Raw genomic sequence first — 25,929 nt, forward strand, 5'->3', positions numbered from 1 at the left:
CAAGCGATGAAGACGATCCAGAAGACGACGATGAAGCTGGCCGTGCTGGCCTGGGCCGCGGCCGCCTGCGCCGCGCAGGCCGGCACGCTGGTCATCAACACCGACGCCTCCGACCCGGCGCCGAAGGCCGCCTGGGAGGCGATGGCCAAGGGCTTCATGGCCGCCAACCCGGACGTGACGGTCAAGATCAACACCTTCGACCATGAAGGCTTCAAGACCTCGATCCGCAACTTCCTGTCGGCCAACCCGCCCGACATCGTGACCTGGTATGCCGGCAACCGCATGGCGCCGTTCGTCAACGCCGGCCTGTTCGAGGATGTCTCCGACGTCTGGACCAAGGAAAACCTCGGCACCCAGCTCAAGAGCGCCGCCTCGTCGATGACGATCAACGGCAAGCAGTGGGGCGTGCCCTACACCTACTACCAGTGGGGCATCTACTACCGCAAGGACATCTTCGCGAAGAACAACATCGCGGTGCCGAAGGACTGGAAGGAGCTGCTGGCCGCCAGCGCCAGGCTCAAGGCCGCGGGTGTCACGCCGTTTGCCATCGGCACCAAGGCGCTGTGGCCGACCGGCGGCTGGTTCGACTACCTGAACATGCGCGTCAACGGCTACGAGTTCCACATGGACCTCACCGCCGGCAAGGTGCCCTACACCGACCGGCGCGTGCAGGAAGTGTTCGACCGCTGGGACGAGCTGACCAAGCCGGGCTATTTCCTCGCCAACCACGCCAGCTATGACTGGCAGGACGCGGTGCCGGCCTTCGTCAAGGGCGAGGCGGCGATGTACCTGATGGGCAACTTCGCGGTCGACCCGTTCAAGAAGGGCGGCCTGAGCGAGGCGCAGCTCGGCTTCATGCAGTTCCCGAAGATCAACAACGTGCCGATGGCCGAGGACGCGCCGACCGACACCATCCACATCCCGGCCAAGGCGAAGAACAAGGCCGACGCCCGCCGCTTCCTGGCCTATGTCGCCAGCGCCAAGGTGCAGACCGAGGTCAACGCGATTCTCGGCCAGCTGCCGGTCAACAAGGACGCCACCCGCCCGAGTGACACCTACCTGAAGGACGGCTTCACGATGCTGTCGAACGCCTACGCGCTGGGCCAGTTCTACGACCGCGACGCGCCGGCCGAGATGGCCAAGGCCGGCATGGAGGGCTTCCAGCGCTACATGGTCAAGCCGGAGTCGCGCAAGGAGGTCCTGGAGCGCCTCGAGCAGGTGCGCCAGCGCGTCTACAAGTAAGAACAAGCCCCGGCCCCGCCCGCCCAGCCTCCCCCGATGTCCGCCCTTGCGTCCCGTCCGATGACCGCCCCGCCCCCTCGCCTGTCCTGGTGGCGCCGCCACCAGCGCCAGCTCGCCCCCTGGCTCTTCCTGATGCCGGCGCTGCTGATGTTCGGCCTCTACGTGATCGCGCCGATCTTCGAGTCGATCGCGATCAGCCTGTACGACTGGGACGGCCTGGGCGAGGCGAAATACATCGGCCTGGCCAACTACATCGAGCTGGCGGGCGACCCGGACTTCCGCGTCGCGCTGAGGAACAACCTGCTGTGGCTGGCGCTCTTCCTGCTGTCGGTGCCGATCGGGCTGGGCCTAGCGCTGTTCCTGAACCAGACGGTGAGCGGCATCCGGCTGGTCAAGTCGATGTTCTTCTTTCCCTTCGTGATCTCGCAGGTCGTCATCGGCCTGGTCTTCACCTGGTTCTACAACCCGACGATCGGACTGCTGCCGCAGCTGCTGGCGCTGGTCGGCCTGCCGGACGTGGCGGTGCTGTCCGACGAGCGGCTGGTGAACTACGGGGTCATCGCCGCGGCGCTCTACCCGCAGATCGCCTACTGCATGATTCTCTACCTCACCGGGCTGAACGGCGTGCGCCCGGACCTGATCGAGGCCGCGCGCCTGGAGGGCGCCAAGGGCTGGTCGATGCTCTGGCATGTGGTGCTGCCGCAGCTGCGCCCGGCCACCTTCATCGCGATGGTGGTGACCATCATCGGCTCGCTGCGCAGCTTCGACATGGTCTCGATCATGACCTCCGGCGGCCCCTACGGCTCCTCGCGGGTGCTCGCCTTCTACATGTATGAGCAGGCGCTGAGCGAATACGGCTACCGCATGGGCTACGGCACCGCGATCGCCACCGTGCTGTTCTCGATCATGCTCGTCTACATCACCTTCGTGCTGTGGCGCATCTACCAGCAAGAGAAGGACCTGGCCTGATGTTCCCGACCCCGATCGAACGCTGCTCGCCGCTGACGCGCGGGCTCTACAGGGCCGGCCTGCCGCTGGCGCTGATCGTCTGGCTGCTGCCCATCCTGGCGGTGGCGATGACCTCCATCCGCGGCGCCGGCGACATGGCCGCCGGCAACTACTGGGGCCTGCCGACCGAATGGCAGCTGCTGGAAAACTACAGCGCGGTGTTCCGCGACACCCCGATCGCGCGCTACATCGGCAACAGCCTGATGGTGGCGATCCCGACGGTGATCGGCGCGATCGCGCTGAGCTGCCTGGCGGGCTTCGCGCTGGGCGTGTACCGCTTCAAGGCCAATCTGGCGGTGTTCTTCCTCTTCGTCGGCGGCAACTTCATCCCGTTCCAGATCCTGATGGTGCCGGTGCGCGACCTCAGCCTGCGCCTGGGCCTGTACGACTCGATCGGCGCGCTGGTGCTGTTCCACATCGCCTTCCAGACCGGCTTCTGCACCTTCTTCATGCGCAACTTCATCCGCGACCTGCCGCACGAGCTGATCGAGGCGGCGCGCATCGAGGGCGCCAGCGAGTGGCAGATCTTCTGGCGCGTGGTGCTGCCGCTGGTGCGCCCGGCGCTGGCGGCGCTGTCGGTGCTGATCTTCACCTTCATCTGGAACGACTATTTCTGGGCCACCGTGCTGATCCAGGGCGACCACGCGATGCCGGTCACCGGCGGGCTGAAGTCGCTCAACGGCCAGTGGGTGGCGCAGTGGCATCTGGTGTCGGCCGGGTCGATCATCGCGGCGCTGCCGCCGGTGGCGATCTTCTTCCTGATGCAGAAGCAGTTCATCGCCGGCCTGACGCTCGGCGCGACCAAGGGCTGAGGACCGAGCCGTGACGACGATGTCCGCTGAATTCATCGCGCTGCACGGCCGGTGCAGCAGCCTGGTGCTGGAACTGCCGCCCGGCGAGGCGCCGCTGTGGCGCCACTGGGGCGCACGCCTGCCCGACGATCTCGACCCGGGTGCGGCGCTGCGCGACACCCGCGCGCTGCCGACCTTCGCGCTCGACCAGGACCTGCCGCTGACGGTGGCGCCGGTCTTCGGCACCGGCTGGTTCGGCCAGAGCGCGCTGCTGGCGCACCGCGAGGGCCGCGACTTCGCGCAGGGCTGGACCGGCTGCGTGCCCGAATGGACCGTGCCGGGGCGCGCGCTGACGCTGCACCTGAGCGATGCGGTGGCGCAGCTGCGCCTGGACCTGTCGATCACGCTGGACGCCGACAGCGACGTGCTGGTGCTGCGCGCGACGCTGCACAACGACGGCGACAGCGCGCTCGACCTGCAGTGGCTGGCCGCCGGCACGCTGCCGCTGCCCGGCCACTGCGACGCGGTGCGCTCCTTCGCCGGCCAGCATGTGCACGAGTTCCTGCCGCAGACCGATCCGCTGACGCGCAGCCTGTGGCGCCGGGAGAGCCGGCGCGGGCGCACCAGCCACGACTGCTTTCCCGGCGCGGTGGTCACCACGCCGGGCGCGACCGCGCAGACCGGGCGGGTCTTCGGCGCGCACCTGGCCTGGTCGGGCAACCACCAGCAGACGATCGAATGGCTGCATGACGGCCAGTACCAGTGGCAGTTCGGCGAATGGCTGGCACCGGGCGAAGGCCGGCTGGCGCCGGGCGCCTCGCTGACGACGCCGGAGCTGGTGGCGAGCTGCTCCGACCAGGGTCTCGACGGCCTGGCGGCCAACTTCCATGCCGAGCTGCGCCGCCGCCTGGACTGGCCGGGCGGCGCGATGCGCCCGCGCCCGGTGCATCTCAACACCTGGGAGGGCGTCTACTTCGACGTGCATCCGGGCCCGGTCAAGGCAATGGCCACCGCCGCCGCGGCGCTGGGCATCGAGCGCTTCGTGCTCGACGACGGCTGGTTCCACGGCCGCCACCATGACCGCGCGGCGCTCGGCGACTGGTGGCCCGACGCGACCAAGTTTCCCGACGGCCTGGGCGGGCTGATCGCGCATGTGAACGCGCTGGGCATGGAGTTCGGCCTGTGGGTCGAGCCGGAAATGGTCAGCCCGGACAGCGAGCTGTTCCGTGCCCATCCCGACTGGGCGCTGCAGATCGCCGGGCGGCCGCTGCTGACCGCGCGCAACCAGCTGGTGCTCGACATCGCACGCCCCGAGGCGAGCGACCATCTGTTCGAGAAGATCGCCGCGCTCCTGGCCGCGCACCCGATCCGCTACCTGAAATGGGACCTGAACCGCGACCTGGCGCCGGCCGGTCTGGGCGACGGCCGCGCCGGCTACCGCGCGCAGGTGCTGGCGGCCTATGCGCTGATGGCGCGGCTGCGCGCGGCCTTCCCCGAGGTGGAGATCGAGAGCTGCTCGGGCGGCGGCGGGCGCATCGACTTCGGCGTGCTGCGCCATGCGCACCGGGTCTGGACCAGCGACTGCATCGACGCGCTCTCCCGGGTCGAGATGCAGCACGGCTTCCTGCAGTTCTTCCCGCCGGAAATCATGGGTGCGCATGTCGGCACCGCGCCGGCGCACACCACCGGGCGCACGCAGTCGATGGCCTTCCGCGCCGCGGTGGCGCTGTCGGGCCATCTCGGCGTGGAGCTCGACCCGCGGCGGCTCTCGACCGAGGAGGCCGACGAGCTGCGCGGCTGGATCGCGCTTCACAAGCAGCTGCGCGAGCGGCTGCACCACGGCCGGGTCTGGCGCGGCGAGGCCGGCGACGGCCTGCGCTGGCAGTTCCATGCCGATGCGGACCGCGCCGACGGCGTGCTGATCGTGCTGCGCACCCGCCCGAGCGACCACCGCCAGCCGCCAGCGCTGCGCCTGCCGATGCTCGACGCCGCCGCCCGCTACCGGGTGCGCGAGCTGCGCCCCGACGGCGCGCCGCCGCGCGAGGGCCGGCACGACACCGCACCCTTCTTCGATGCGCAGGACAGCGCGGAGGGCGTGACCCTGGCCGGCGCCTGGCTGGCCGAGGTCGGCCTGCCGATGCGGCGCGCCCCGGCCGAGACCGCCTTCATCGCGAGGATCGAGCGTGTCTGAGCCGACCGAACTGATTCCGCGCCGCTTCGATCCGGCCGAGCACAGCCACCGCCGCCGCAATGCGCTGACCGGCCAGTGGGTGCTGGTCTCGCCGCACCGGGCGAAGCGCCCGTGGCAGGGCCAGCAGGAGGCAGCCGACGACACGGTGCTGCCCGCGCATGATCCGCACTGCTATCTGTGCGCCGGCAACACGCGCGTCAGCGGCGAGGTCAATCCGCCCTACACCGGCACCTTCGTCTTCACCAACGACCACGCGGCGCTGATGCCCGAGGTGCCGGCCGCGGCGCCCCAGGCCGGCAGCGACCCGCTGTTCCAGGCCGAGGCCGCGCGCGGCACCAGCCGCGTCATCTGCTTCTCGCCCGACCATGCGCGCACGCTGCCGGAGCTGCCGCTGCCGGCGATCCGCGGCGTGATCGACACCTGGGCGGCGCAGAGCGAGGAGCTCGGCGCGCGCTATCCGTGGGTGCAGGTCTTCGAGAACAAGGGCGCGATCATGGGCTGCTCGCAGCCGCATCCGCACGGCCAGATCTGGGCCTGCGACCACCTGCCCAACGAGGCCGCCACCGAGGACCGCCACCAGAGCGAGCACCTCGCCGCACACGGCCGGGCGCTGCTGCTGGACTATGCCGAACGCGAGGCCGCCGCCGGCGAACGGGTGGTGGTGCAGACCGCGCACTGGCTGGCGGTGGTGCCGTGGTGGGCGACCTGGCCCTTCGAGACGCTGCTGCTGCCGCGCTTCGCGGTGCAGCGCCTGCCCCAGCTCACGCCCGCGCAGCGCGACGACCTGGCCGAGGCGCTGCGCCGGCTCACCAGCCGCTACGACAACCTGTTTCGCTGCAGCTTTCCCTACTCGATGGGCTGGCACGGCGCGCCCTTCGACGGCACGGCCGGCCCGCACTGGCAGCTGCACGCGCATTTCTATCCCCCGCTGCTGCGCTCGGCCACGGTGCGCAAGTTCATGGTCGGCTTCGAGATGCTGGCCGAGGCGCAGCGCGACCTCACCCCGGAGCAGGCCGCCGCGCAGCTGCGCGCGGTCAGCGACGTCCACTACCGATGCACATCCCCATGAGCGCCCTCCGCGATCCCCTGGCGCGCCGCTGCGACGACGCGATGCACCAGGCCTTCGGCCAGCCGCCGGACTTCCATGTCCAGGCCCCCGGCCGCGTCAACCTGATCGGCGAGCACACCGACTACAACGACGGCTTCGTGCTGCCCTGCGCGATCGACTACCGCACCGTCATCGCGGTGCGGCGGCGCCCGGACCGGCAGCTGCGCGTCGTCGCCGCCGACCTGCACGGCGAGACCGACGAGATCGACCTCGACGGCGAGATCGCGCACCACCCGACGCAGCAGTGGAGCGACTATGTGCGCGGCACGGTGCGCATGCTGCGCGAGCACCTCGCGGCGCGCGGCCTGCGGCTGGCGGGCGCGGATCTGGCAATCGCCGGCAATGTGCCGCAGGGCGCCGGGCTGTCGTCCTCGGCGGCGCTGGAGGTGGCGGTCGGCCAGGTCTGGCGCCAGCTCGGCGGCCTGGGCGACGCGCTGCTCTCGCCCACCGACCTGGCGGTGCTGGCGCAGCGCGCCGAGAACCGCTTCGTCGGCGTCAACTGCGGGATCATGGACCAGATGATCTCCGCCTGCGGCCAGGCCGGCCACGCGCTGCTGATCGACTGCCGCCACCTGGCGCGGCGCCGCGCGGTGCCGATGCCCGCCGGGGTCGCGGTGATGATCGTGCACTCGCGGGTGCGCCGCGGCCTGGTCGACAGCGAGTACAACACCCGGCGCCAGCAGTGCGAGGCCGCGGCCGCGCACTACCGCGTGCCGGCGCTGCGCGATGTCGACGAGACGCGGCTGGTGCAGGACGCCACCGGGCTCGATCCGCTCGTCTTCCGCCGCGCCCGCCACATCGTCACCGAGAACGCGCGCACGCTGGCCGCGGCCCAGGCGCTGCAGGCCGGCGACCTGAAGCGCCTGGGCGAGCTGATGGCCGCCTCGCACGTCTCGATGCGCGACGACTTCGAGATCACCCACCCGGCCATCGACCGCCTGGTCGAGATCGCCCAGGGCGCGATCGGACCGCAGGGCGGCGCCCGCATGACCGGCGGCGGCTTCGGCGGCTGCATCGTCGCGGTGCTGCCCGACGCGCAGGTGGACGCGGTGCGCGCCGCGATCGAGGCCGGCTACCGCTCACCCGAGGGCGAGCCGCCGGCGATCTGGATCAGCCACGCCGCCGACGGCAGCGGCGTCCTGCCATGAAGTCGCCCCTGCTGTGCCTGCACGGCCCCGACGGCCTGGAGATCGCGCTGAGCCCGCGGGGCGCGTCCTGGCTGTCGTGCCGGGTGCCGGTCGACGGCGAGGCGCAGCCGCGCGAGGTGCTCGCCGGCGGCACGGACCCCGAGGATGCGCAGCGCCTGGCCTGCTACGCCGGCGCCACCGTCGGGCGCTGGGCCAACCGCATCGCCGGTGCGGTGCTGCGCCGCGACGGCCGCACCTGGCCGCTGGTGCCGCACCCCGCCGGCTCCGCCCACCAGCTCCACGGCGGCCCGGACGGCTGGAGCCACCGGCTCTGGCGCGTCGAGGCGCAGACCGCCGACCAGGCCGTCTTCGCGCTGCATTCGCCTGACGGCGACCAGGGATTCCCCGGTGCGGTCGAGGTGCGGGTGCGCTATCGGCTGCAGCCGGGACGGCGGCTGCGCATCGACTTCGAGGCCTGCGCCGACGCGCCCACGCCGCTGGCGATGACGAACCACGCCTACTTCAACCTCGATGGCGCCGGCGCTCCCGGCGACGCGCGTGCGCAGCGCCTGCGGCTGCAGGCCGACGCCTGGATGCCGGTGGACGCCGCGCTGATCCCGACCGGCCCGCCGGTGGCGCTGGGCGGCGAGATCCGCGCCGACGATCCGATGGATCTGCGCGCGCTGCGCCCGGCCGACGCCCGGCCGTTCGCGGCCCATCCGGCCCTGGCCCCGGCCGGCGGCTACGACCACGGCTGGCGGCTGGCGGCCGGCCATGCGCAGGAGGCCGCGCGGCTGGTCTCGGCCGATGGCCGGCTGGCGATGACGATCGCCACCTCGATGCCGGCGCTGCAGTTCTACGACGGCCGGGCGCTGGCGCCGCCCTGCGCCGGCCTGGCGCTCGAGCCCGGCTGGCTGCCCGACAGCCTGGGCCGCGACGACACCGGCCAGCCCGACGCCTGGCTGCGCCCGGGCGTGCCGCGCCACGACTGGATCGAGTACCGCTTCGGCTGACAGGCCTGCAGGCCGGCCGCTAGACTGGCCGGATGCGCCTGCAGATCCTCTCCGACCTTCATCTCGAGACCCAGCCGGACTGGACGGCCGCGCCGGCCCCGGACGCTGACCTGCTGGTGCTGGCCGGCGACATCGGCTCCTACCAGCGCGGCTCGCGGCTTCAGGGCGACGATTTCGGCCTGGGCCGCTTCGCGCCGCGCCCGGGCTGGTCGCGGGTGCTGTTCGTGCCGGGCAACCACGAATACGACGGCCTGGACCATGACGCCACCGGCCCGCGGCTGCAGGCGCTGTGCGCGCGGCTGGGCATCGAGTGGCTGGACCGGCGCGTGCGGGTGATCGACGGCGTGCGCTTCATCGGCACGACGCTGTGGAGCGACTTCGCCGCGCTCGGCCATCTGGACAAGGCGCTGCGCGCCGCCGACTGGTACCTCAGCCGCAACACCACGCTGCGCGAGGGCCGGCTGGTGATGGCCGCCGAGCTGCGCGAGATGGCGCTGGACTGCCAGCGCTGGCTGCGCGCGGCGCTGTGCGAGCCGCATGAAGGCCCGACGGTGGTGGTCAGCCATTTCGCGCCGACGCTCGACAGCGCCGATCCGCGCTACGGCATGGTTCCGGGCACCGCGGGCTTCTGCAACACGCTCGACGCGCTGCTGCCGCTGGCCGATCTGTGGATCCACGGCCATCTGCACTGCCCGGTGGACGTGACGCGCGCGGGCTGCCGCATCGTCTGCAACGCGCTGGGCTATGTGCACAAGGGCGAGCAGGACGGCCACCGGCCCGGCTGGTGCGTCGAGGTGCCCCGGCCTTCGGCCGAGGCGCTCACAGCGCGACGGCGTGCAGCCGCGTCGCTCCGAGCGTCTGGCGCGCAGGTTCCAGCAGATGCAGGTGGTGGGTGAAGACGATGATCTGCCCGCCATCGCGCTCGCAGGCCTCGGCCAGCGCCTGAAGCACCCGCAGCGCCCGGCCGTCGTCCGAGGTCATCAGCACATCGTCGAGCACCATCGGCAGCATCAGGCCGCGTGCGCGCTGCTGCGCCAGCGCCGCCAGCCGCAGCGCCAGGTGGAGCTGGTCGCGCGTGCCCTCGCTCATCGCCTCGACGCCGATGGCGCGGCCGCCGCGTCGGCGCGCCAGCAGCACCGCACGAGCACCCACGTCGTCACCGGCATCGGCCTCGAGCCGCTCGAACTCGCCGGTCATCGCCGCGAACAGCGTGGAGGCGGCATCGAGCATCGGCCCCTGGCTGCGCTCGCGAAAGCGCTGCATCGACTGCGCCAGCAGCGCATGCGCCAGCCGCGCGCGCATCCAGTGCGGCAGCTCGGCGCGCACTGTGGCGGCGGCCTGCTCCAGGCCCTCGCGCGCCAGCACCGCGCGGTCGTCGCCGTCGATCGCGTCGAGCGCGCGCCGGGCCAGCTCGTCGGCCGCACGCGCCTGCTCGAGCACCTCGTCGGCCTCGGCCAGGCGCTGCTCGAGCCGGACCTGCGCCTGTGCGGGATCGTCGGCCGCGGTCGCGTCCGCGGGCCGCGTCCCGGCCAGCCGGGCGCGCAGGCCGGCCTCGTCATCGCGCGAGACCTCGGCCAGCATCGCGCCGGTGCGCGCCAGGCGCAGGGCCGCCTCGCGCTGCTGCTGCCACTGCGCCTCGCGCTGCGGCAGCAGCTCGGGCGAGGCCACGCCGGCGCGCTCGCACAGCCGCCGCAGCTGCGCCTGCACCTCGGCCAGCGCCGCATGGTCGGCGGCCAGACGCTCGTCGGCCTGCTGGCGCTGCTGCTGCAGCCGGGCGCGCTCGCCCTCGATCGCGCGCGCCTCGCCCAGCCGGGCCGCGAGCCGGTCGATCCAGCCCCGCAGCGCCTCGCCGGCCGGCGCCGGCTCGCCCAGCGCCGCAGCCAGCACGGCGGCACGCTCCTGCAGATCGGTCTCGACCAGCCGCGCCTGCGCCAGGCGCTGGCGCTGCAGTTCACGCTGCTCGGCCAGCGTGCGCAGCCGCTCGCCCGCCTGACGGCGCGCATTCGCCAGCGCCAGCGCCTGCAGCGCGTCCTCGGGCAGCACGATGCCACGGCCGTCCTCGTCGAGCAGGGCCTGCAGCGCCGCATGCGCCTGGCGCTCGGCGGCGCGGCGCAGGGCGGTCTGGCGCGCCAGCCGCTCCAGGCGCTGCTGCGCCGCCTGATGCGCGCTGCGCTGCGCCTCCAGCGCGGTCTGCCGCTCGCGCAGGGCCTGCAGCCGCGCGCGCGCCTGGCCCAGCAGCGCGGCCGCATCGTCCGGCGCGACGCCGGCCGGCATCGGGCCCAGCGCCTCGCGCAGCTCGGCCGCAGCGGCCTCAACCCGATGGTCGAGCACCTGCAGCGCCTCGTCGACCGACTGCAGCGCCTGCGCCGCCTCGAGGTGGCGCGCCTGATGCTGCTGCCACTCGCGCAGCGCCTGCGGCCCCAGGGACGGCAGGCCGGCCGCGGCCAGCGCCTCGTCCCAAATGCGGCCCTGGCGCTCGAGGTCGCGCTGCAGCGCCTGCCGCTGCGCGTCCAGCACCGCCCGGTCCTGGTCCAGCTCGGCCAGCGCGCGCTGCAGCGCCTGCAGCCGGGCCGCACGCTCGCCGTCGCGGCTGCGGCCGTCCGCCAGGCGGTCGGCATGGTCGAGCAGCTGCGCGAACAGCGCGCGGTCCTCGGCCGACGGCGCGGCCGGGCCCGCGGCCAGCCGCTGCCACAGCGCATCGCGCACCCGACGCGCCTCGGCGATGTCGTCATCGGTCGGCACTGCGCCGGCGGCCAGCAGCTGGGCACGCTCGGCCGTGCGACCGCGCCGCGCCTCGTCGATCTGATCGATGCGCTGCGCCAGCGCCGCCAGGCGGGTGGCCGCCGACTCGCGCTCGCGCAGCGCCTGGTCGATGTCGGCCTCCAGGCGCGGACAGGCGGTCAGCGCCCTGCGCGCGATCGTCTCGCCGCCCAGCTGCAGCGCGGTGCGCTGCAGCGTCTCGTGGCGTTCGGCACGCTGGCGCTGCAGCGCCTCGCGGCCAGCCTGCAGCGCCACCTCCGGCGCCAGCCGGTCGCAGCGCTGCTGCAGCGCCTGCACCTGCACAGCCAGCGCCTGCGGCGACACCGACAGCTCGGCCGGCGGCACCTCGGCCGCGGGCTCGGCGGCCAGATCGTCAAGATGCTGGGCCAGCGCGCGCGCCTGCTCCTGCAGCTGCGCGGTGGCGGCGTCCAGGCGCGCCTGCCAGGCTGCGTCGGGCCGCCGGGCCAGCAGCGCCTGGGCGTGCGCACCCGGCTCGAGCGCCTGCGCGGCCGCCTCGAGCTGCCGATCCAACGCCTGACCGTGCTGCTCGAGCTCGCGGCACTGCAGCCGTGCGGCCTCCAGGCCGTCGGCGGCGGCGACCAGGCGGTCGATGCCGGCGGCCTGCTCGAGCCAGCGCGGCGTGCCCGGCGGCAGCGTCTGGAGCTGCTCGTCGAGCCGAGCGCGCAGCGCCTGCTGCGCGGCACGGGCGGTCTGCAGCTCGTGCTCGCGGGTCTGCAGCGCGATGCGCTGGCGCGGCAGGTCCTCGTCGGACGGCGGCAGCAGCGACAGCGCGGCCAGCTCGGCGCGGGTGTCGTCGAGCGTGCGCAGCAGCGGCGCCACCGCGATGCGCTCGCGCAGGTCGCGCAGCGCCAGATCGGCCGCAGCGCGGTTCTCGCGCGCGCGCTCCAGCGCGGCCTGGGTCTCGTCGGCACGCTGGCGCAACGCGGCCCATTCAGCCGGGCGCAGCTGCGCGTCACGCAGCGCCTCATGCTGCTCGCGATGGCGGCGCAGCGCGATGTTGACGCTGCCGGTGCTGCCGCGCGGCACCAGGCGCGCGCGCGCCTGCTGGTCAAGCCGCTCCAGCACCGTGCGCAGGCTGTGCACGCCGGCGCTGGCCTCGAACAGCGCCGCGCCGATCTCGCCCTGGCCGGCCAGCAGCTGCTCGCCGCCGGCGCGCAGGCGCGGGTGATCGAGCGCGAACATCAGATCATGATCGGCGCGCTTCAGGCCGCCGGTGAGCTGCAGCTCCAGATCGGCCGCGGCCGGCAGGCTGCTGCCGTCGGACGCCAGAACGGACAGCGTGGGCTCGCGGCCCTTGCGGCGCAGCAGCTGCAGCTCGCGGCCCTCGCGGTCGAGCACCACCGCGCCGAGCGCCATGCGCGCATGCTCGTGCACGAAGTTGTCGGTGCTGCGATGCTCGATGCCGAAGCGCAGCGCCGTGAGCGCGCGCAGCATCGAGGACTTGCCGGCCTCGTTCGGACCGGCCAGCAGCGTCAGGCCGGGGCCGAAGTCGATCCAGCGATCGGTGAACGGCCCGAAGGCCTGCAGATGCAGCCGGCGCAGTCTCACCGCCGCCTCACGTCGTCAGATCCCGGCCCAGCTGCGCCAGCACCATCGCCTCGGCGTCGCGCAGCAGCGCGCGCCAGCTCGCCTCGTCAAGGCGCTCCGGGCGCAGATCGGCCAGTTCAGCCGGCAGATTCGCGCCGGCGCCCAGCGCCGCCTCGGCCCAGGTGCGCAGCGCCTGCGGATCGGCCAGCAGCCGGTCGACCTCGCGCAGCACCTCGCCGAGCGCATCGTCGCGCGCAGCCAGCGCGCCTCGGTCCAGCGGCGAGGCCAGCTCGACGCGGACCTGCTCGATCCACAGCCGCCCGGCCTGCTGCAGCGCCTGCGCGCGCACCGCGGCCTCCAGCAGGCCCGGCTGCGCGGCCTCGGCGCCGTGCAGCCGGCTTCTGCCGCACAGCACCACCCGCACGCAGTGCAGGCGCGAGGCCGCGCCCGCGTCGACGCCGACCGCACACCCCGGCCCGGTCTCGCCCGCCAGCAAGGCCTCGAAGGCCGGATCGATGCGCCGCGCCAGCGCCTCCAGATCGTCGATGCCGCCCAGGTCCAGCGCGAGCCGGTGCCAGCGCAGCACATCGAGCACCACCGGCTCATGGCGCACGATGCGCCCGTGCTCGATCTCGACCAGCTCGCAGCCTTTCGGGCCGGTCTCGCGGGCATGACGGCCCTGGAGATTGCCGGGATACACGATGCAAGGCGAGGATTCCCGCACCACCTGACGCTGATGGATATGTCCCAGCGCCCAGTAGTCGTAACCGGTTGCAATCAGGCGGGCTTCGGTGGTCGGCGCATACGGATCATGGTCCGGATTGCCGGTCAGGCTGGTGTGCAGCAGCCCGATATTGAATCGCCCGGGCACGGGCGGCGGATATCCGGGCAGCAGATCTTCGGTCACCGCCGGCTTCGAGAAGCTGCGGCCATGGATCGCCACCCCCGAATCCGGCAGATCGACGGTACCGCCGCGCCGGGATTCGAAGACATGCACATGCGCCATCGGCGGCAATTGCCGGGTGATGCGACTTTCCGCATCATGATTTCCCCGGACAATGAACACCCGGATATCCCGGCTGGCCAGCCGGTTCATCTGCTGGTGGAAAAACAGCCCGGTGCGGAAATCATCCCAGTCACCGTCATAGAGGTCACCGGCAATCAGCAGCGCCTGGACCTCGCGCTCGATCGCCAGATCGACCAGGGCGATCAGCGCACGCCGGGTGGCCGAGCGCAGCGGCTCGACCGGTGCGCCTTCATGCCGATCCAGCCCACGCAGCGGACTGTCGAGATGCAGATCCGCCGCATGAAGAAAACGCCAGCGCATCGATGCCGTGATCAGCGGGCCGTGCAGCAGGCCGTGGCAGCCGAGGTCATGGCGCTCGCGCTCACTCGGCGGCGGGCGCCTCGACCAGGAATTCCTCGAGCGAGCGACCGGCTTCCAGCGCGCTGGCCAGCCAGCGCGGCTTCAGGCCACGACCGGTCCAGGTCGAGCCGGTCTCGGCATCGCGGTACTTGACCGCGACCTTGGACGGCTCGCGGGTCTTGCCCTCGGCGGCGGCACGGGGGGCTCGGCCGGCCGGCGTTTCCAGATCGGCCACCGTCAGACCGTGCTGGGCCATCATGGCCTTGATCTCGGCGATCACGCCGGCGCGCTGCGAGGAGCGGATTTCCTCGATGGAGCGGGCAATTTCTTCCTGCTGCTTGCGCAGTTCTTCCTGCTTGGCGCGCAGGTCCTGGAGGGTCGTCATGGCAGAGGCATTCCAAGGCGGTCGAGCACATGCTCGGCGCGGAGTATGCCCGAATTGCCCACAGGCACGGAAATATTTCAGCCTTGAATTCCCGGGGGGCACGCCTGGGATTCCCTGGAGTCGCGTGAAATGTCGCGGCTTTCCTTGCCTTGTTCCCGGCAGTGCGCCGGATCAATTCGATGCCGAACCCGCCTGGCGAGCCAGATCATGGAATCGGCGGGCCAGTTCGGAGGGACGGGCCTCGCGGTGGCGGTGATCGGACCAGAACTGGCGCCAGACCCGGGCGCCGCGCTGGCCATTCCACAGCCCGAGCGCATGGCGCATCGCGGTCGGCCAAGGCCGGCCGCCGGTCTGGACGCCGTCCAGATATTCGATCCAGGCCGATTCGACCGCCTCGCGCGAGGCCGCCGGCCCCGGCTCGCCGAAGAATCTCGCATCCCAGCCGGCCATCTGCCAGGGCTCGTGATAGGCCTGCCGGCCGACCATCACCCCGTCGACATGGGCCAGATGCCGCGCGATCTCGTCATCGTCGCGAATGCCGCCGTTGATGACGATCGTCAGCGCGGGGAAATCGCGCTTGAGCTGCCAGACCCATTCATGGCGCAGCGGCGGAATCTCGCGATTCTCCTTCGGGCTCAGGCCTTTCAGCCAGGCGTTGCGCGCATGCACGATGAAGACCTCGCAGCCGGCCTCGGCGATCTGGCCGACGAAGTCGCGCACGAAGTCATAGGACTCGATGCGGTCGATGCCGATGCGGTGCTTGACCGTGATCGGCAGATCGACCGCATCGCGCATCGCGCGCACCCCGTCGGCCACCGTGGCGGGCTCGGCCATCAGGCAGGCGCCGAAGGCGCCGCGCTGCACCCGCTCGCTCGGGCAGCCGCAGTTCAGGTTGACCTCGTCATAACCCCACTTCGCCGCCAGCCGCGCGCAGGCGGCCAGGTCGGCCGGTTCGCTGCCGCCGAGCTGCAGCGCCACCGGATGCTCGATCTCGCCGAAGTCAAGATGGCGCGACTGATCGCCGTGCAGCAGCGCGCCGGTGGTGACCATCTCGGTGTAGAGCCGCGTGCGGCGGGTCAGCAGGCGGTGGAAATGGCGGCAGTGGCGGTCGGTCCAGTCGAGCATCGGCGCGACGGACAGGCGCCAGGGCGACAAGGGGGCGTCGGCAAGCGCCGCGGCAAGAATCGGTTCGGACATCGGCGGGGGCCCGGTGGGCCGGAAAGACGGGCCGGAACGACGAGCCCGGCGGGAGCGCGATTCTGACCGATTCAGCGTGCCCCGTTTCAGAACGCACCGCTCACGGCGCCGGACAGGCACAGGCTATCGGGCAGGGCCTGCATCACCTGCGTCACCACCGGATCGCAGGCCGGCGCGTCCACGCGCACCCAGGCCAGCGAGGCGCGCGCCTGCCAGCGCGCCAGCTGCTGGGCCCGCTGGGCGGCGGGTGCTGCGGCGCTGTCCTGGCTCAGGCCATGGCCGATCAGCAGGCCCTGGGCGTCGCAGGCATCGAGCAGCGCCTCGTCGGCATCCGGCCCGCCTGCGGCCGCGATGTCCAGCAGATCGATGCCTGCAGCTCGCGCCTGCGCGACCTGGGCGGCGACCTCGGCGGCCGGCATGTGCACGCCTGGCGCCCAGCAGGTCCGGCGCAGCGGCACAGGCATCGGCATGCCGTTGATGATCAGTCGCCCGCGCGAGCGGTCCTGCACGATCTGGCGCCAGCCGATGCGCCCCAGCGACAGCACCTGGCGCGCGCCCTCGGGCCGCAGCACATGCAGCTCCAGCTCATGCAGGGCCGGCTCGCCGAGCGCATGCGGCCACCACAGCGCCGGCGCCTCGACATCCAGCAGCCCCTGCCACAGGCCGCCGCCCTGCCCGGCTCCGCCCCCCAGCACCATCGGCGCCTGCCAGCGCCGGCCAGCGTGGCGCAGCACCATCGACAGCCCCAGCAGCGGCTCCTGCACCCGCAGGCGCAGCGCCAGCCGCCCCCGGCCTGGATCGAGCAGGCGCGCCCGCAGCGCCGGCGCCTCGGCGGCCAGCCGCTCGCCCACCCGGCGCACCGGCCGCCACAGCCCGACAGCGGACACCGGCTCGTCGCGCAGCACCAGCCAGAGCACGGTGTCGGCCGCGCCGGCCGGCAGCTCGACGCGGTGACGCAGCCGCGCGCTGTCGCTGCGCAGCAGCAGGCGCTGGTGTCCGGTCTCGACCTGATGCAGCCACAGCTCGGCACGGCGTCCGGCCACGCCGTCGAGCGCCAGCCAGCGGCGGCGCCGATCGGCGCAGGCCGGCAGCGGCCGACACAGCCACCAGTCCCGCACGCCGGCATGGACCGCCGACAGCACCGCCGAATCCAGCCGACGCACCAGCGTGTCGATCGGCGCGACCGGCCCGTCGCAGGCATGCCAGTGCGGCTCCTGCGAGAGCTGCAGCGCGGTCTGCGGCGAGTCCCACTGCCCGGGCGCGCTGCTGCCCCACCACCAGCCCTCGTCCAGCGATTCGGCCAGGTCGGCGCTGCCCGGCTCCAGCCGGCCCTGGCTGCGCAGGGAATCCGCAAACGTGATCAATTCAACACTTCAGTTATTTTATTACCGTATGTTACATTAATCCCATTGAGGGAGAACATCGAACATGCTTCCGCCGCCTGCCGCTGCCCATGCCACCGCTGCCCGCCTGTGCCTGATCAACGGGCTGGAACACGGCATCACGGTGCCGCTGGAGACGCGGCAGCGGCTGTGGCCGCAGGGCGCCGGTGCGCTCGACCCTTGGCTGTCGCTGCTGGCGGCGCTGCGGCTCGATGTGCATGCGGTGCTGGGCCATGTGCTGGCGATCGACTGGCTCGACGATCAGTGGAGCGAGCCGCGCCCGCCGGCCGAGGATCTGCGCCGCCTGCACGGGCTGGAGCCGCATGCGCTGACGCTGTGGCGGCCGCTGGCCGACCATCTGCACGAGCAGCTCGGCGCCGGTCGGCTGGTGATGCTGGAGGCCGACGCCTGGTGGCTGCCCGACACCGACGGCCAGGACTACCGGCGCCAGCACCGGCGCAGCACGCTGATCGTCAACGACTTCGATGCGACCCATCGCCGTCTGGGCTACTTCCACCACGACGGCTACTTTCACCTGCAGGACGAGGATTTCGACGGCCTGATGCAGGGCGGACTGCCGAGCGACGGCAGCCTGGCGCCGAGCGCCACGGTGATCGAGCTGCGCGGGCTGGTGCGCCGTCCGCCCGAGACGCTGCGCCATCTGGCCCGGCAGCTGCTGGAGCGGCATCTGGAGCGGATTCCGACCCGCCATCCGCTGCGTCGCTGGCAGCGCCGCAGCCAGGCCGAGCTCGATGCGCTGGTGCGTCAGCGCGATGTCGAGGGCTGTCGGCGCTGGCTGGACTGCGGCATCACGCGGCTCGGCGCCAGCGCGGAGCTGGCGGCCATTCATCTGCGCTGGCTCTCGGGCGAGGACAGCGGCTCCGCGCATCTGCTGCAGGCGGCCGATGCGCTGCGCCAGCTCGCGGTGCTGGCCCGAGCGGCCCAGCTCAAGGCCCAGCGGGCGGTGCAGCAGGGCCAGCCGGTCGATCTGGACGCCTTGAGCGAGCGCATGGCGCGCCACTGGAGCCGGGCGATGGCGCTGCTGGGCGCCGGCGCGATCGTGATCGAGGATCTGGCCTGAGCGACATCCGCCTCAGCGGGCCGCTCAGCGGGCCGGACCGGCGCGGTGACGGCCGGCCAGCGCCAGCAGCTCGTTGCCGACCAGCGCGCCCAGCACCAGCAGGCCGCCGCTGAGCGTGGCCGGCCCCGGCACCTCGCCAGCGCCGACCCAGGCCCACAGCACGCCGAACAGCACCTCGAGCAGGCCGAGCAGCGCGATCTCCGGCGCCGGCAGCACGGCCGTCAGGCCGACCACCAGCAGACAGGGCAGCGCGAGCTGGAACACGCCCAGCCCGGCCAGCAGCATCAGGTCATGCGAGGACGCCTGCAGCGGCCAGGCCAGCGGCAGCGTCACCAGCGCCGACAGCAGCGCGCCGATCAGCACCGCCGGCAGCATGTCGGGCGTGGCGGCGGCCTCGCCGCCGAGCGCCTCGTCCGGATCAGCGCTGCCGTGCGAGACATGCTGCAGCACGGTGAAGTTGACGGCCGCGGCCAGCGGCACCGCCAGCGCGACGCCCATGCCGGCGGCCGCACCGGTCTGCAGCTCGGCGCCGAACATCCAGGCGATGCCGGCGCCCGCCACCGCGATCGCGCCCCAGGTGCGCGCCGGCAGCTGGTGCTGCAGGAAGACGCGCGCGAACAGCGCGGTGATCAGCGGGCCGATGGCCATCGTGACCAGCACGTTCGCCACCGAGGTCAGCGTCAGCGCGAACATGAAGGCGGTGAACATCACCGACCAGCACAGGCCGGAGAGCCACAGCGCCCGTCCACCCTCGCGCAGCGAGCGCCAGAGATCGGCCCCACGCAGCAGCGGCAGCGCCACCAGCAGCGCCAGCGCATTGAAGGCGCTGCGCCAGAAGGTCACCTCGAAGCCGCGCGCGGCCTCGAGATGGCGGCTGACGACACCGGCGCCACTCCACAGCAGCGTCACCAGCACCATCAGCGCGACCGCGCGGGCATGGCTCATGCCCGGCATGCGCGTCAGGAACCCGCGCCTTCGCGCGAGGCACGCTTGCGCTCGTGCTCCTTCAGGTAGCGCTTGCGCAGACGCACCGACTTCGGCGTGATCTCGACCAGCTCGTCGTCGTCGATGAAGTCGACGCCGTATTCCAGCGTCAGGTCGATCGGCGGGGTGATCTTGATCGCGTCTTCCTTGCCCGAGACACGGAAGTTGGTCAGCTGCTTGGTGCGGGTGGCGTTGACCACCAGGTCGTTCTCGCGGCTGTGGATGCCGACGATCATGCCCTCGTAGACCGGGTCGTTCGCCTTGACGAACATGCGGCCGCGGTCGTCGAGCTTGCCCAGCGCGTAGGTGAAGATCTCGCCGTCGTCCATCGAGATCAGCACGCCGTTCTTGCGGCCGCCGATGTCGCCCTTGTGGGCTTCGTAGCCGTCGAAGATCGACGAGATCAGGCCCGAGCCACGGGTCAGGTTCATGAACTCGTTGGAGAAGCCGATCAGGCCGCGGGCCGGGATGCGGTATTCGAGGCGGACACGGCCGTGGCCGTCCGGCTCCATGTTGATCATCTCGCCCTTGCGCAGGCCCAGCGCCTGCATCACGCCGCCCTGGTGGGCTTCCTCGACGTCGGCGGTGACCAGCTCCATCGGCTCGCACTTGACGCCGTCGATGTCCTGGAACATCACGCGCGGCTTGGAGACGGCCAGCTCGTAGCCCTCGCGGCGCATGTTCTCCAGCAAGATGGTCAGGTGCAGTTCACCGCGGCCGCAGACCTCGAAGATGCCGTCCTCGTCGGTTTCCTTCACGCGCAGCGCGACGTTGTGCTGCAGCTCCTTCTGCAGGCGGTCCCAGATCTGGCGGCTGGTGACGAACTTGCCTTCGCGACCGGCCAGCGGGCTGGTGTTGACGCAGAAGTTCATCGTCAGCGTCGGCTCGTCGACCTTGAGCATCGGCAGCGGCTGCGGATTGGTCGGATCGGTCACGGTCACGCCGATGCCGATGTCCTCGATGCCGTTGATCAGCACGATGTTGCCCGGGCCGGCCTCGGTGACCTGCACGCGGTCCAGGCCCTGGAAGGTCAGCACCTGGTTGATGCGGCCGTTGACGCTCTTGCCGTCCGGGCCTTCCATCACGACCACGTTCATGCCCGGCTTGAGGGTGCCCTGGCTGATGCGGCCCACGCCGATGCGGCCGACGAAGCTGGAGAAGTCCAGCGCCGAAATCTGCAGCTGCAGCGGCGCGGAGGCGTCGCCCTGCTGCGGCGGCACATGCTTGAGCACCGTGTTGAACAGGGCCGACATGTCGGGGCCCCACTGCTCGCCCGGCGCGCCTTCTTCCAGCGAGGTCCAGCCGTTGATGCCCGAGGCGTAGACCACGGGGAAGTCGAGCTGCTCGTCGGTGGCGCCGAGCTTGTCGAACAGGTCGAAGGCGGCGTTGACCACCCGGTCGCAGTTCGCACCCGGCTTGTCGACCTTGTTGACGACGACGATCGGCTTGAGGCCCAGCGCCAGCGCCTTCTTGGTCACGAAGCGGGTCTGCGGCATCGGGCCTTCCTGGGCGTCGATCAGCAGCACCACGCCGTCGACCATCGACAGCGCGCGCTCGACCTCGCCGCCGAAGTCCGCGTGTCCGGGCGTGTCGACGATGTTGATGTGCGTGCCTTCCCAGCTGACCGCGCAGTTCTTGGCCAGGATGGTGATGCCGCGCTCGCGTTCGATGGCGTTGTTGTCCATCACGGTGTCGACGACCTTCTCGTGCTCGGCGAAGGTGCCGCTCTGGCGCAGCAGCTGGTCGACCATCGTGGTCTTGCCATGGTCGACGTGGGCGATGATGGCGATGTTGCGGATCTGTGTGCTCATGAGGTTGGTCCGTCAGCGCGGCCGCAGCGGCGCAGGGTCAGCGGAAGAGTTCGGAAAGGATCGGGGCGAATCAGGTCAGTCACGCCGCAGCGCGCGGACTTCGAGAGGACTCAGCAGACGGTCGGCGATCAGCTCGCCGGCCTTCACATGGGCGCCCCCCAGCAGCGAGCGCCCGTCGGGGCCGTAGACGCGCACATGCTCGGCATCCGCATGCACGATCCGGCGGCGCATGCCGCTGAGGAAGCGTGCCGCATCGGCCTCGCCGAGCTGCACCGCCGGCCAGTCGGCCAGCAGCACGTCGACCGGGCGCAGACAGGCGTCGCGCGCCGCCTCGTCCATCGCCTCCAGCGCCGCCAGCGTGACCGAGGCGCGCAGGTCGACCGGTCCGCTGACGATGCGCCGCAGGCCGGCCAGGTGGGCGCCACAGCCCAGCGCCTCGCCGATGTCCTCGGCCAGCGTGCGGATGTAGGTGCCCTTGGTGCACAGCACGTCGACCACCAGCAAGTCCGGCCGCTCAGCCTGCCACTCGATGATGTCGATGCGATGAATCGTGACCTGACGCGGCTGACGCTCGACGGTCACGCCGGCGCGTGCGTACTCGTACAGCGCCTTGCCGTTGTGCTTGAGCGCCGACTGCATCGGCGGCAGCTGCGAGATCAGGCCGGTGAAGCGCGCGCAGGCGGCCTCGACGGCCGCACGGTCGCAGACGACCGGACGCTCGGCGATGACCTCGCCCTCGCGGTCGCCGCCGACGCGGGTCTGGCCGAGCTGCAGCGTGGCGCGGTAGCCCTTGTCCGCCTCCAGGCTGACCTGGGAGAACTTGGTCGCCGCACCGAAGCAGATCGGCAGCAGGCCGGTGGCCAGCGGGTCGAGCGTGCCGGTGTGGCCGGCCTTCTCGGCGCGAAACAGGCGCTTGACCTTCTGCAGCGCGTCGTTGCTCGACAGGCCCAGCGGCTTGTCGAGCATCAGCACGCCATGCACCGGCCGGCGCGGGATGCGCACCCGCGGCGCACGCGCATCGGCCGTCGCGCCCACCGCCTCGACCGGAGCGTCGGAAATCAGGTTCGTGTCACTGCTCATCGTCGGCGTCGGCGGCGCGCTGCGCATTGGCCTCACGGATCAGCGCATTCATCGCGACCGCACGCTCGGTGGTGCGGTCGTAATGGAAATGCAGCGTCGGCACGGTGTGGATCTGCAGGCGCTTGAACAGGCCATTGCGCAGGAAGCCTGCGGCCTCGTTCAGGGCCTGGCCGGTGGCCTCGACATCGCCGACCAGCACCGAGAAGTGCACCTTGGCGTGCGCATAGTCGGGCGTGACCTCGACCGCGCTGATCGTGACCATGCCGACGCGCGGATCTTTCAGGCCGCGGATCAGCTCGGCCAGATCGCGCTGGATCTGGTCGGCCACACGGAAGCCGCGGTTGGGAATCGAACGCTTGTGTCTCATGGTGAGAAAGCTCTCGTGCGCTCTCGCGCAAAACGACGAGGCCCCGGCGCTGGCGCCGGGGCCCGAAAGCGGGGCAGACGCCGTGGATTACAGCGTGCGCGCCACTTCCTTGATCTCGAAGAACTCCAGCTGATCGCCTTCAGCGATGTCGGTGACGTTCTTGAGCTTGATGCCGCACTCGAAGCCTTCCTTGACTTCCTTGACATCGTCCTTCATGCGGCGGACCGATTCGACCTCGCCGGTGTAGATGACGATGTTGTCGCGCAGCAGGCGGAACTTGCAGTTGCGACGCACCAGACCCGAGGTGACCATCGAGCCGGCGACCGTGCCGATCTTCGACGCGACGAACACCGTGCGGATTTCTGCGGTACCGATGGCTTCCTCGCGCTGTTCCGGCGCCAGCATGCCCGACATCGCGGCGCGGATCTCGTCGACCGCGTCGTAGATGATGTTGTAGTAGCGCAGATCGACGCCGTTGCCTTCGGCCAGCTTGCGAGCGCCGGCGTCTGCACGGGTGTTGAAGCCGATGATGACCGCCTTCGAGGCCAGCGCCAGGTTGACGTCCGACTCGCTGATGCCGCCCACCGCCGCGTGCACGATCTGCACCTTGACCTCGTCGGTCGACAGCTTGAGCAGCGAGGCCGCCAGCGCTTCCTGCGAGCCCTGCACGTCGGCCTTGATGATCAGCGGCAGCATCTGCGCGGCCGTCTGACCCATGCTCTCGAACATGTTCTCGAGGTTGGCGGCCTGGCGCTTGTTCAGCGTCACTTCGCGGTACTTGCCCTGACGGAAGGTGGCGATCTCGCGGGCCCGGCGCTCGTCGGCCAGGACCATGAACTCGTCGCCGGCCGCCGGCACTTCGGACAGACCCTGGATCTCCACCGGAATGGAGGGGCCGGCCTCGGTGATGGGCTTGCCGTCCTCGTCGAGCATGGCGCGCACGCGGCCATAGCTCTGGCCGGCCAGCACCGCGTCGCCACGCTTGAGCGTGCCCGACTGCACCAGCACGGTGGCCACCGGGCCGCGGCCCTTGTCCAGACGCGCCTCGATCACCAGACCCTTGGCCAGCGCCTCGACCGGAGCCTTCAGCTCCAGCACTTCGGCCTGCAGCAGGAGCTGCTCGAGCAGCTCGTCGATGCCCTTGCCGGTCTTGGCCGACACCGGGCAGAACGGCGAGTCGCCACCGAACTCTTCCGGCACGACGCCTTCGGCCACCAGCTCGCTGCGCACGCGCTCGAGGTTGGAGTCCGGCTTGTCGATCTTGTTGATCGCCACGACGATGGGCACGCCGGCCGCCTTGGCGTGGCTGATGGCTTCCTTCGTCTGCGGCATCACGCCGTCGTCGGCCGCCACCACCAGGATGACGATGTCGGTGGCCTTGGCGCCACGGGCACGCATCGCGGTGAACGCTTCGTGACCCGGGGTGTCGAGGAAGGTGATGACACCGCGCGGCGTCTCGACGTGATAGGCGCCGATGTGCTGCGTGATGCCGCCGGCTTCGCCCGCGGCGACGCGGCTGCGGCGGATGTAGTCCAGCAGCGAGGTCTTGCCGTGGTCGACGTGACCCATGACCGTGACCACCGGCGGACGCGCCAGCGCCTCGCCCGAAGCGGCCGCGTTCTCTTCCTCGAGGAAGGCGTCCGGATCGTCCAGCTTGGCCGCGAAGGCCTTGTGGCCCATTTCCTCGACGAGGATCATGGCCGTTTCCTGGTCGAGCTGCTGGTTGATGGTGACCATCTGGCCCAGCTTCATCAGCTGCTTGATCACCTCGGAGGCCTTGACCGACATCTTGTGGGCCAGGTCGGCCACCGAGATGGTCTCGGGCACATGGACCTCGTGGATCTGCGCCTCGACCTGCGGCGTCATGCGCTGGTCATGACTGTCGCCACGACCGCCGCGGCGACCGCCACGGCCGCCGGCCGGCGCACCACGCCAGTTGCTGCCACGGTTCGCGGAGGCGCCCGGTGCCGCGTCACGGCCCTTCGGCGCGGTGCCGCGCTTCTTGTCGTCGGACCAGGTCGAGGAGAGCTCGCCGGACTTGACGTTCTTCTCCGCACCCTTCTTGCCCGGTGCAGCCTTGTCGCCGGGACGGGCTGCACCCGGAGCAGCCGCGGCGCCCGGAGCGCCGGCCGGCTTGCGGATGGTGCCGGTGATCGCGCCCGGAGCGGCCGGTGCCACGGCGGGCTTGGGCTCCTCGGGCTTCTTCGCGACCAGAACCTTGTTCTTGCGGTTCATCATGTCGCGGATGGCCTGGGCTTCCGCCTCGGCCGCCTTGCGACGGCGCTCGGCTTCAGCCTGGCGCGCCGCATCCACCGCAGGCGCGGCAACCGCAGCCGCCGCCGGGGCAGCGGCCGGAGTCGGGGCCGGCGCACGGCTGAAGATGCCGCGGCTGGGGGGCTGCTGCGGTGCCGGGCGGGCCGGCGGCGTCGGAACGCGTGCGGGAGCCGGAGCGGCGCCACGCGGAGGCACAGGCAGCGGCGCAGCCGCAGCGACGACCGGAGCGGGCGCGGCCACAGGTGCAGCCACCGGAGCCGGCGCCGGCGCAGGTTCAGGCGCGGCCACCGGAGCGGCCGCAGCCACCGGGGCAGCGGTGCGAACGGCACTGCCGGCGCGGCCCTGGGCACCGCCACCGTTGCGACGGCGCGCAGCCGCCTCGTTCAATGCAGCGACTTCCGCGGCGGCACGGGCCTGGGCCTCGGCGCGGCGGGCAGCGGCGTCGCGGGCTGCCTGCGCAGCCGCATCGACGACCGGCTCGGCGGCCGGCGCCGGAGCAGCGGCAGCCGCTTCGGCACGGGCCGCAGCCGCAGCGGCGGCTTCAGCCTGGGCACGGGCTTCCTGCTCGGCGGCGGCACGGGCGGCGGCCTCGCGGGCAGCGGCTTCGGCCGCAGCACGCTCTTCGGCCTCACGGCGGGCACGCTCCTCGGCCTCGCGGCGGGCGCGTTCCTCGGCTTCGGCCTGCTCGCGGCGACGGGCTTCTTCCGCGGCCGCGGCAGCCGCAGCGGCCTCCGCCTTCAGGCGCAGCTCTTCCTCGACCTGACGCGAATCGTCCTCGACCGTCTCCAGCGCCTCGGAGGCGCCACCGGCTCCACCCACCACATCGTCGCGCTTGACGAAGGTGCGCTTCTTGCGCACTTCGACCTGGATCGTGCGGGCCTTGCCGGACGCGTCAGCCTGCTTGATCTCGCTGGTGGATTTCTTGGTCAGCGTGATCTTCTTGCGGTCGGCACCAGTCGTGCCATGCGTGCGGCGGAGGTAGTCCAGCAGTCGTTCCTTGTCGGCCTCGGTGAGGGGGTCGCGGTCGCTTCCCTTGCTCACGCCGGCGTGTTGAAGTTGCTCGAGCAGCGTCGTCACCGAACTCTTGAGCTCGGCAGCGAACTGGGCAACGGTGGTCACAGCCATGTGTTTGTTTCCTTGGGACGGGCGTCTTGTTCGTTCGTTCGTCGGTGTCGGTCAGGATCTGGAAGGGTCTCGGGGCGCGGGGGCTCGGA

19 protein-coding genes are annotated in these 25,929 nt (G+C 71.7%); 9 read left to right on the forward strand and 10 right to left on the reverse strand.

The window, feature by feature from the left end:
- The first annotated feature begins 6 nt into the window (after positions 1-6).
- From BW996_RS10800 to BW996_RS10835, 8 genes are read left to right on the forward strand one after another with little or no spacing between them, the layout of a single operon-like run.
- Entirely contained in the window at positions 7-1,242 is a 1,236-nt protein-coding gene (locus BW996_RS10800; protein ID WP_139330839.1) for an ABC transporter substrate-binding protein, read from the forward strand.
- Positions 1,243-1,302: 60 nt separating this feature from the next.
- Complete coding sequence (locus BW996_RS10805; protein ID WP_037483322.1) at positions 1,303-2,211, forward strand: carbohydrate ABC transporter permease; 909 nt, start codon at positions 1,303-1,305, stop codon at positions 2,209-2,211.
- Positions 2,211-3,062 carry a carbohydrate ABC transporter permease gene (locus BW996_RS10810; RefSeq protein ID WP_037483320.1) on the forward strand — a complete coding sequence of 284 codons (852 nt, stop codon included), beginning with the start codon at positions 2,211-2,213 and terminating at the stop codon, positions 3,060-3,062. The genes BW996_RS10805 and BW996_RS10810 overlap by 1 nt, the downstream gene beginning before the upstream one ends.
- 19 nt (positions 3,063-3,081) lie before the next feature.
- Complete coding sequence (locus tag BW996_RS10815) at positions 3,082-5,232, forward strand: alpha-galactosidase (protein WP_037483318.1); 2,151 nt, start codon at positions 3,082-3,084, stop codon at positions 5,230-5,232.
- Entirely contained in the window at positions 5,225-6,301 is a 1,077-nt protein-coding gene (locus tag BW996_RS10820; protein WP_241462009.1) for a UDP-glucose--hexose-1-phosphate uridylyltransferase, read from the forward strand. The genes BW996_RS10815 and BW996_RS10820 overlap by 8 nt, the downstream gene beginning before the upstream one ends.
- Positions 6,298-7,488: a galactokinase gene (galK, locus tag BW996_RS10825; protein WP_241462008.1), complete on the forward strand. Its 1,191-nt coding sequence runs from the start codon at positions 6,298-6,300 to the stop codon at positions 7,486-7,488. Before BW996_RS10820 ends, galK begins: the two co-directional genes overlap by 4 nt.
- A complete protein-coding gene (locus tag BW996_RS10830; RefSeq protein WP_051632060.1) occupies positions 7,485-8,480 on the forward strand; it encodes a galactose-1-epimerase in 996 nt (331 codons plus the stop codon). The genes galK and BW996_RS10830 overlap by 4 nt, the downstream gene beginning before the upstream one ends.
- 32 nt (positions 8,481-8,512) lie before the next feature.
- On the forward strand, positions 8,513-9,376 hold the full coding sequence (locus BW996_RS10835) for a metallophosphoesterase (RefSeq protein ID WP_076458892.1): 864 nt from the start codon (positions 8,513-8,515) through the stop codon (positions 9,374-9,376).
- Here the strand turns inward: BW996_RS10835 and BW996_RS10840 are convergent.
- The 5 genes from BW996_RS10840 to BW996_RS10860 form a co-directional block, all read right to left on the reverse strand.
- Complete coding sequence (locus BW996_RS10840) at positions 9,300-12,809, reverse strand: ATP-binding protein (RefSeq protein WP_037483316.1); 3,510 nt, start codon at positions 12,807-12,809, stop codon at positions 9,300-9,302. The two genes, BW996_RS10835 and BW996_RS10840, sit on opposite strands and share 77 nt — an antisense overlap.
- Before the next feature lie 7 nt (positions 12,810-12,816).
- Entirely contained in the window at positions 12,817-14,115 is a 1,299-nt protein-coding gene (locus BW996_RS10845; protein ID WP_037483315.1) for a DNA repair exonuclease, read from the reverse strand.
- 61 nt (positions 14,116-14,176) lie between these two features.
- Positions 14,177-14,539, reverse strand: a complete 363-nt coding sequence (locus tag BW996_RS10850; RefSeq protein ID WP_037483313.1) for an H-NS histone family protein — start codon at positions 14,537-14,539, stop codon at positions 14,177-14,179.
- Positions 14,540-14,710: 171 nt separating this feature from the next.
- Complete coding sequence (dusA, locus tag BW996_RS10855) at positions 14,711-15,736, reverse strand: tRNA dihydrouridine(20/20a) synthase DusA (RefSeq protein WP_051632059.1); 1,026 nt, start codon at positions 15,734-15,736, stop codon at positions 14,711-14,713.
- An 86-nt stretch (positions 15,737-15,822) separates the two neighbouring features.
- The gene (locus tag BW996_RS10860) at positions 15,823-17,100 is read right to left on the reverse strand and encodes a glycoside hydrolase family 2 protein (protein WP_051632058.1); all 1,278 of its coding nucleotides are present in this window, start codon (positions 17,098-17,100) and stop codon (positions 15,823-15,825) included.
- Between the two features lie 64 nt (positions 17,101-17,164).
- Between BW996_RS10860 and BW996_RS10865 the strand changes: the two genes are divergently transcribed.
- Positions 17,165-18,199 carry a DUF1839 family protein gene (locus BW996_RS10865; RefSeq protein WP_076458893.1) on the forward strand — a complete coding sequence of 345 codons (1,035 nt, stop codon included), beginning with the start codon at positions 17,165-17,167 and terminating at the stop codon, positions 18,197-18,199.
- A 24-nt stretch (positions 18,200-18,223) separates the two neighbouring features.
- Here BW996_RS10865 and BW996_RS10870 read toward each other — a convergent pair whose 3' ends face one another.
- From BW996_RS10870 to infB, 5 genes are all read right to left on the reverse strand, one after another.
- Positions 18,224-19,144 carry a DMT family transporter gene (locus BW996_RS10870; protein ID WP_175619113.1) on the reverse strand — a complete coding sequence of 307 codons (921 nt, stop codon included), beginning with the start codon at positions 19,142-19,144 and terminating at the stop codon, positions 18,224-18,226.
- Between the two features lie 14 nt (positions 19,145-19,158).
- Positions 19,159-20,994: a translational GTPase TypA gene (gene typA, locus BW996_RS10875; RefSeq protein WP_037479591.1), complete on the reverse strand. Its 1,836-nt coding sequence runs from the start codon at positions 20,992-20,994 to the stop codon at positions 19,159-19,161.
- A gap of 75 nt (positions 20,995-21,069) precedes the next feature.
- A complete protein-coding gene (gene truB / locus BW996_RS10880; RefSeq protein ID WP_051631689.1) occupies positions 21,070-21,960 on the reverse strand; it encodes a tRNA pseudouridine(55) synthase TruB in 891 nt (296 codons plus the stop codon).
- A 103-nt stretch (positions 21,961-22,063) separates the two neighbouring features.
- Positions 22,064-22,441 (reverse strand): 30S ribosome-binding factor RbfA, encoded by a 378-nt coding sequence (gene rbfA / locus BW996_RS10885; RefSeq protein WP_037479593.1) that lies wholly within the window; start codon positions 22,439-22,441, stop codon positions 22,064-22,066.
- Between the two features lie 87 nt (positions 22,442-22,528).
- Positions 22,529-25,840 (reverse strand): translation initiation factor IF-2, encoded by a 3,312-nt coding sequence (gene infB, locus BW996_RS10890; protein ID WP_037479594.1) that lies wholly within the window; start codon positions 25,838-25,840, stop codon positions 22,529-22,531.
- Between the last annotated feature and the right edge of the window lie 89 nt (positions 25,841-25,929).

Source organism: Sphaerotilus natans (assembly GCF_900156335.1).
Classification (GTDB): domain Bacteria; phylum Pseudomonadota; class Gammaproteobacteria; order Burkholderiales; family Burkholderiaceae_C; genus Sphaerotilus; species Sphaerotilus natans.

Coding starts and splice junctions, on each gene's coding strand:
- BW996_RS10800 (WP_139330839.1), top strand. CDS start 7: ATGAAGACGATCCAGAAGACGACGATGAAGCTGGCCGTGCTGGCCTGG.
- BW996_RS10805 (WP_037483322.1), top strand. CDS start 1,303: ATGACCGCCCCGCCCCCTCGCCTGTCCTGGTGGCGCCGCCACCAGCGC.
- BW996_RS10810 (WP_037483320.1), top strand. CDS start 2,211: ATGTTCCCGACCCCGATCGAACGCTGCTCGCCGCTGACGCGCGGGCTC.
- BW996_RS10815 (WP_037483318.1), top strand. CDS start 3,082: ATGTCCGCTGAATTCATCGCGCTGCACGGCCGGTGCAGCAGCCTGGTG.
- galK (WP_241462008.1), top strand. CDS start 6,298: ATGAGCGCCCTCCGCGATCCCCTGGCGCGCCGCTGCGACGACGCGATG.
- BW996_RS10830 (WP_051632060.1), top strand. CDS start 7,485: ATGAAGTCGCCCCTGCTGTGCCTGCACGGCCCCGACGGCCTGGAGATC.
- BW996_RS10835 (WP_076458892.1), top strand. CDS start 8,513: ATGCGCCTGCAGATCCTCTCCGACCTTCATCTCGAGACCCAGCCGGAC.
- BW996_RS10845 (WP_037483315.1), bottom strand. CDS start 14,115: ATGCGCTGGCGTTTTCTTCATGCGGCGGATCTGCATCTCGACAGTCCG.
- BW996_RS10850 (WP_037483313.1), bottom strand. CDS start 14,539: ATGACGACCCTCCAGGACCTGCGCGCCAAGCAGGAAGAACTGCGCAAG.
- dusA (WP_051632059.1), bottom strand. CDS start 15,736: ATGTCCGAACCGATTCTTGCCGCGGCGCTTGCCGACGCCCCCTTGTCG.
- BW996_RS10865 (WP_076458893.1), top strand. CDS start 17,165: ATGCTTCCGCCGCCTGCCGCTGCCCATGCCACCGCTGCCCGCCTGTGC.
- BW996_RS10870 (WP_175619113.1), bottom strand. CDS start 19,144: ATGAGCCATGCCCGCGCGGTCGCGCTGATGGTGCTGGTGACGCTGCTG.
- typA (WP_037479591.1), bottom strand. CDS start 20,994: ATGAGCACACAGATCCGCAACATCGCCATCATCGCCCACGTCGACCAT.
- truB (WP_051631689.1), bottom strand. CDS start 21,960: ATGCTCGACAAGCCGCTGGGCCTGTCGAGCAACGACGCGCTGCAGAAG.
- rbfA (WP_037479593.1), bottom strand. CDS start 22,441: ATGAGACACAAGCGTTCGATTCCCAACCGCGGCTTCCGTGTGGCCGAC.
- infB (WP_037479594.1), bottom strand. CDS start 25,840: ATGGCTGTGACCACCGTTGCCCAGTTCGCTGCCGAGCTCAAGAGTTCG.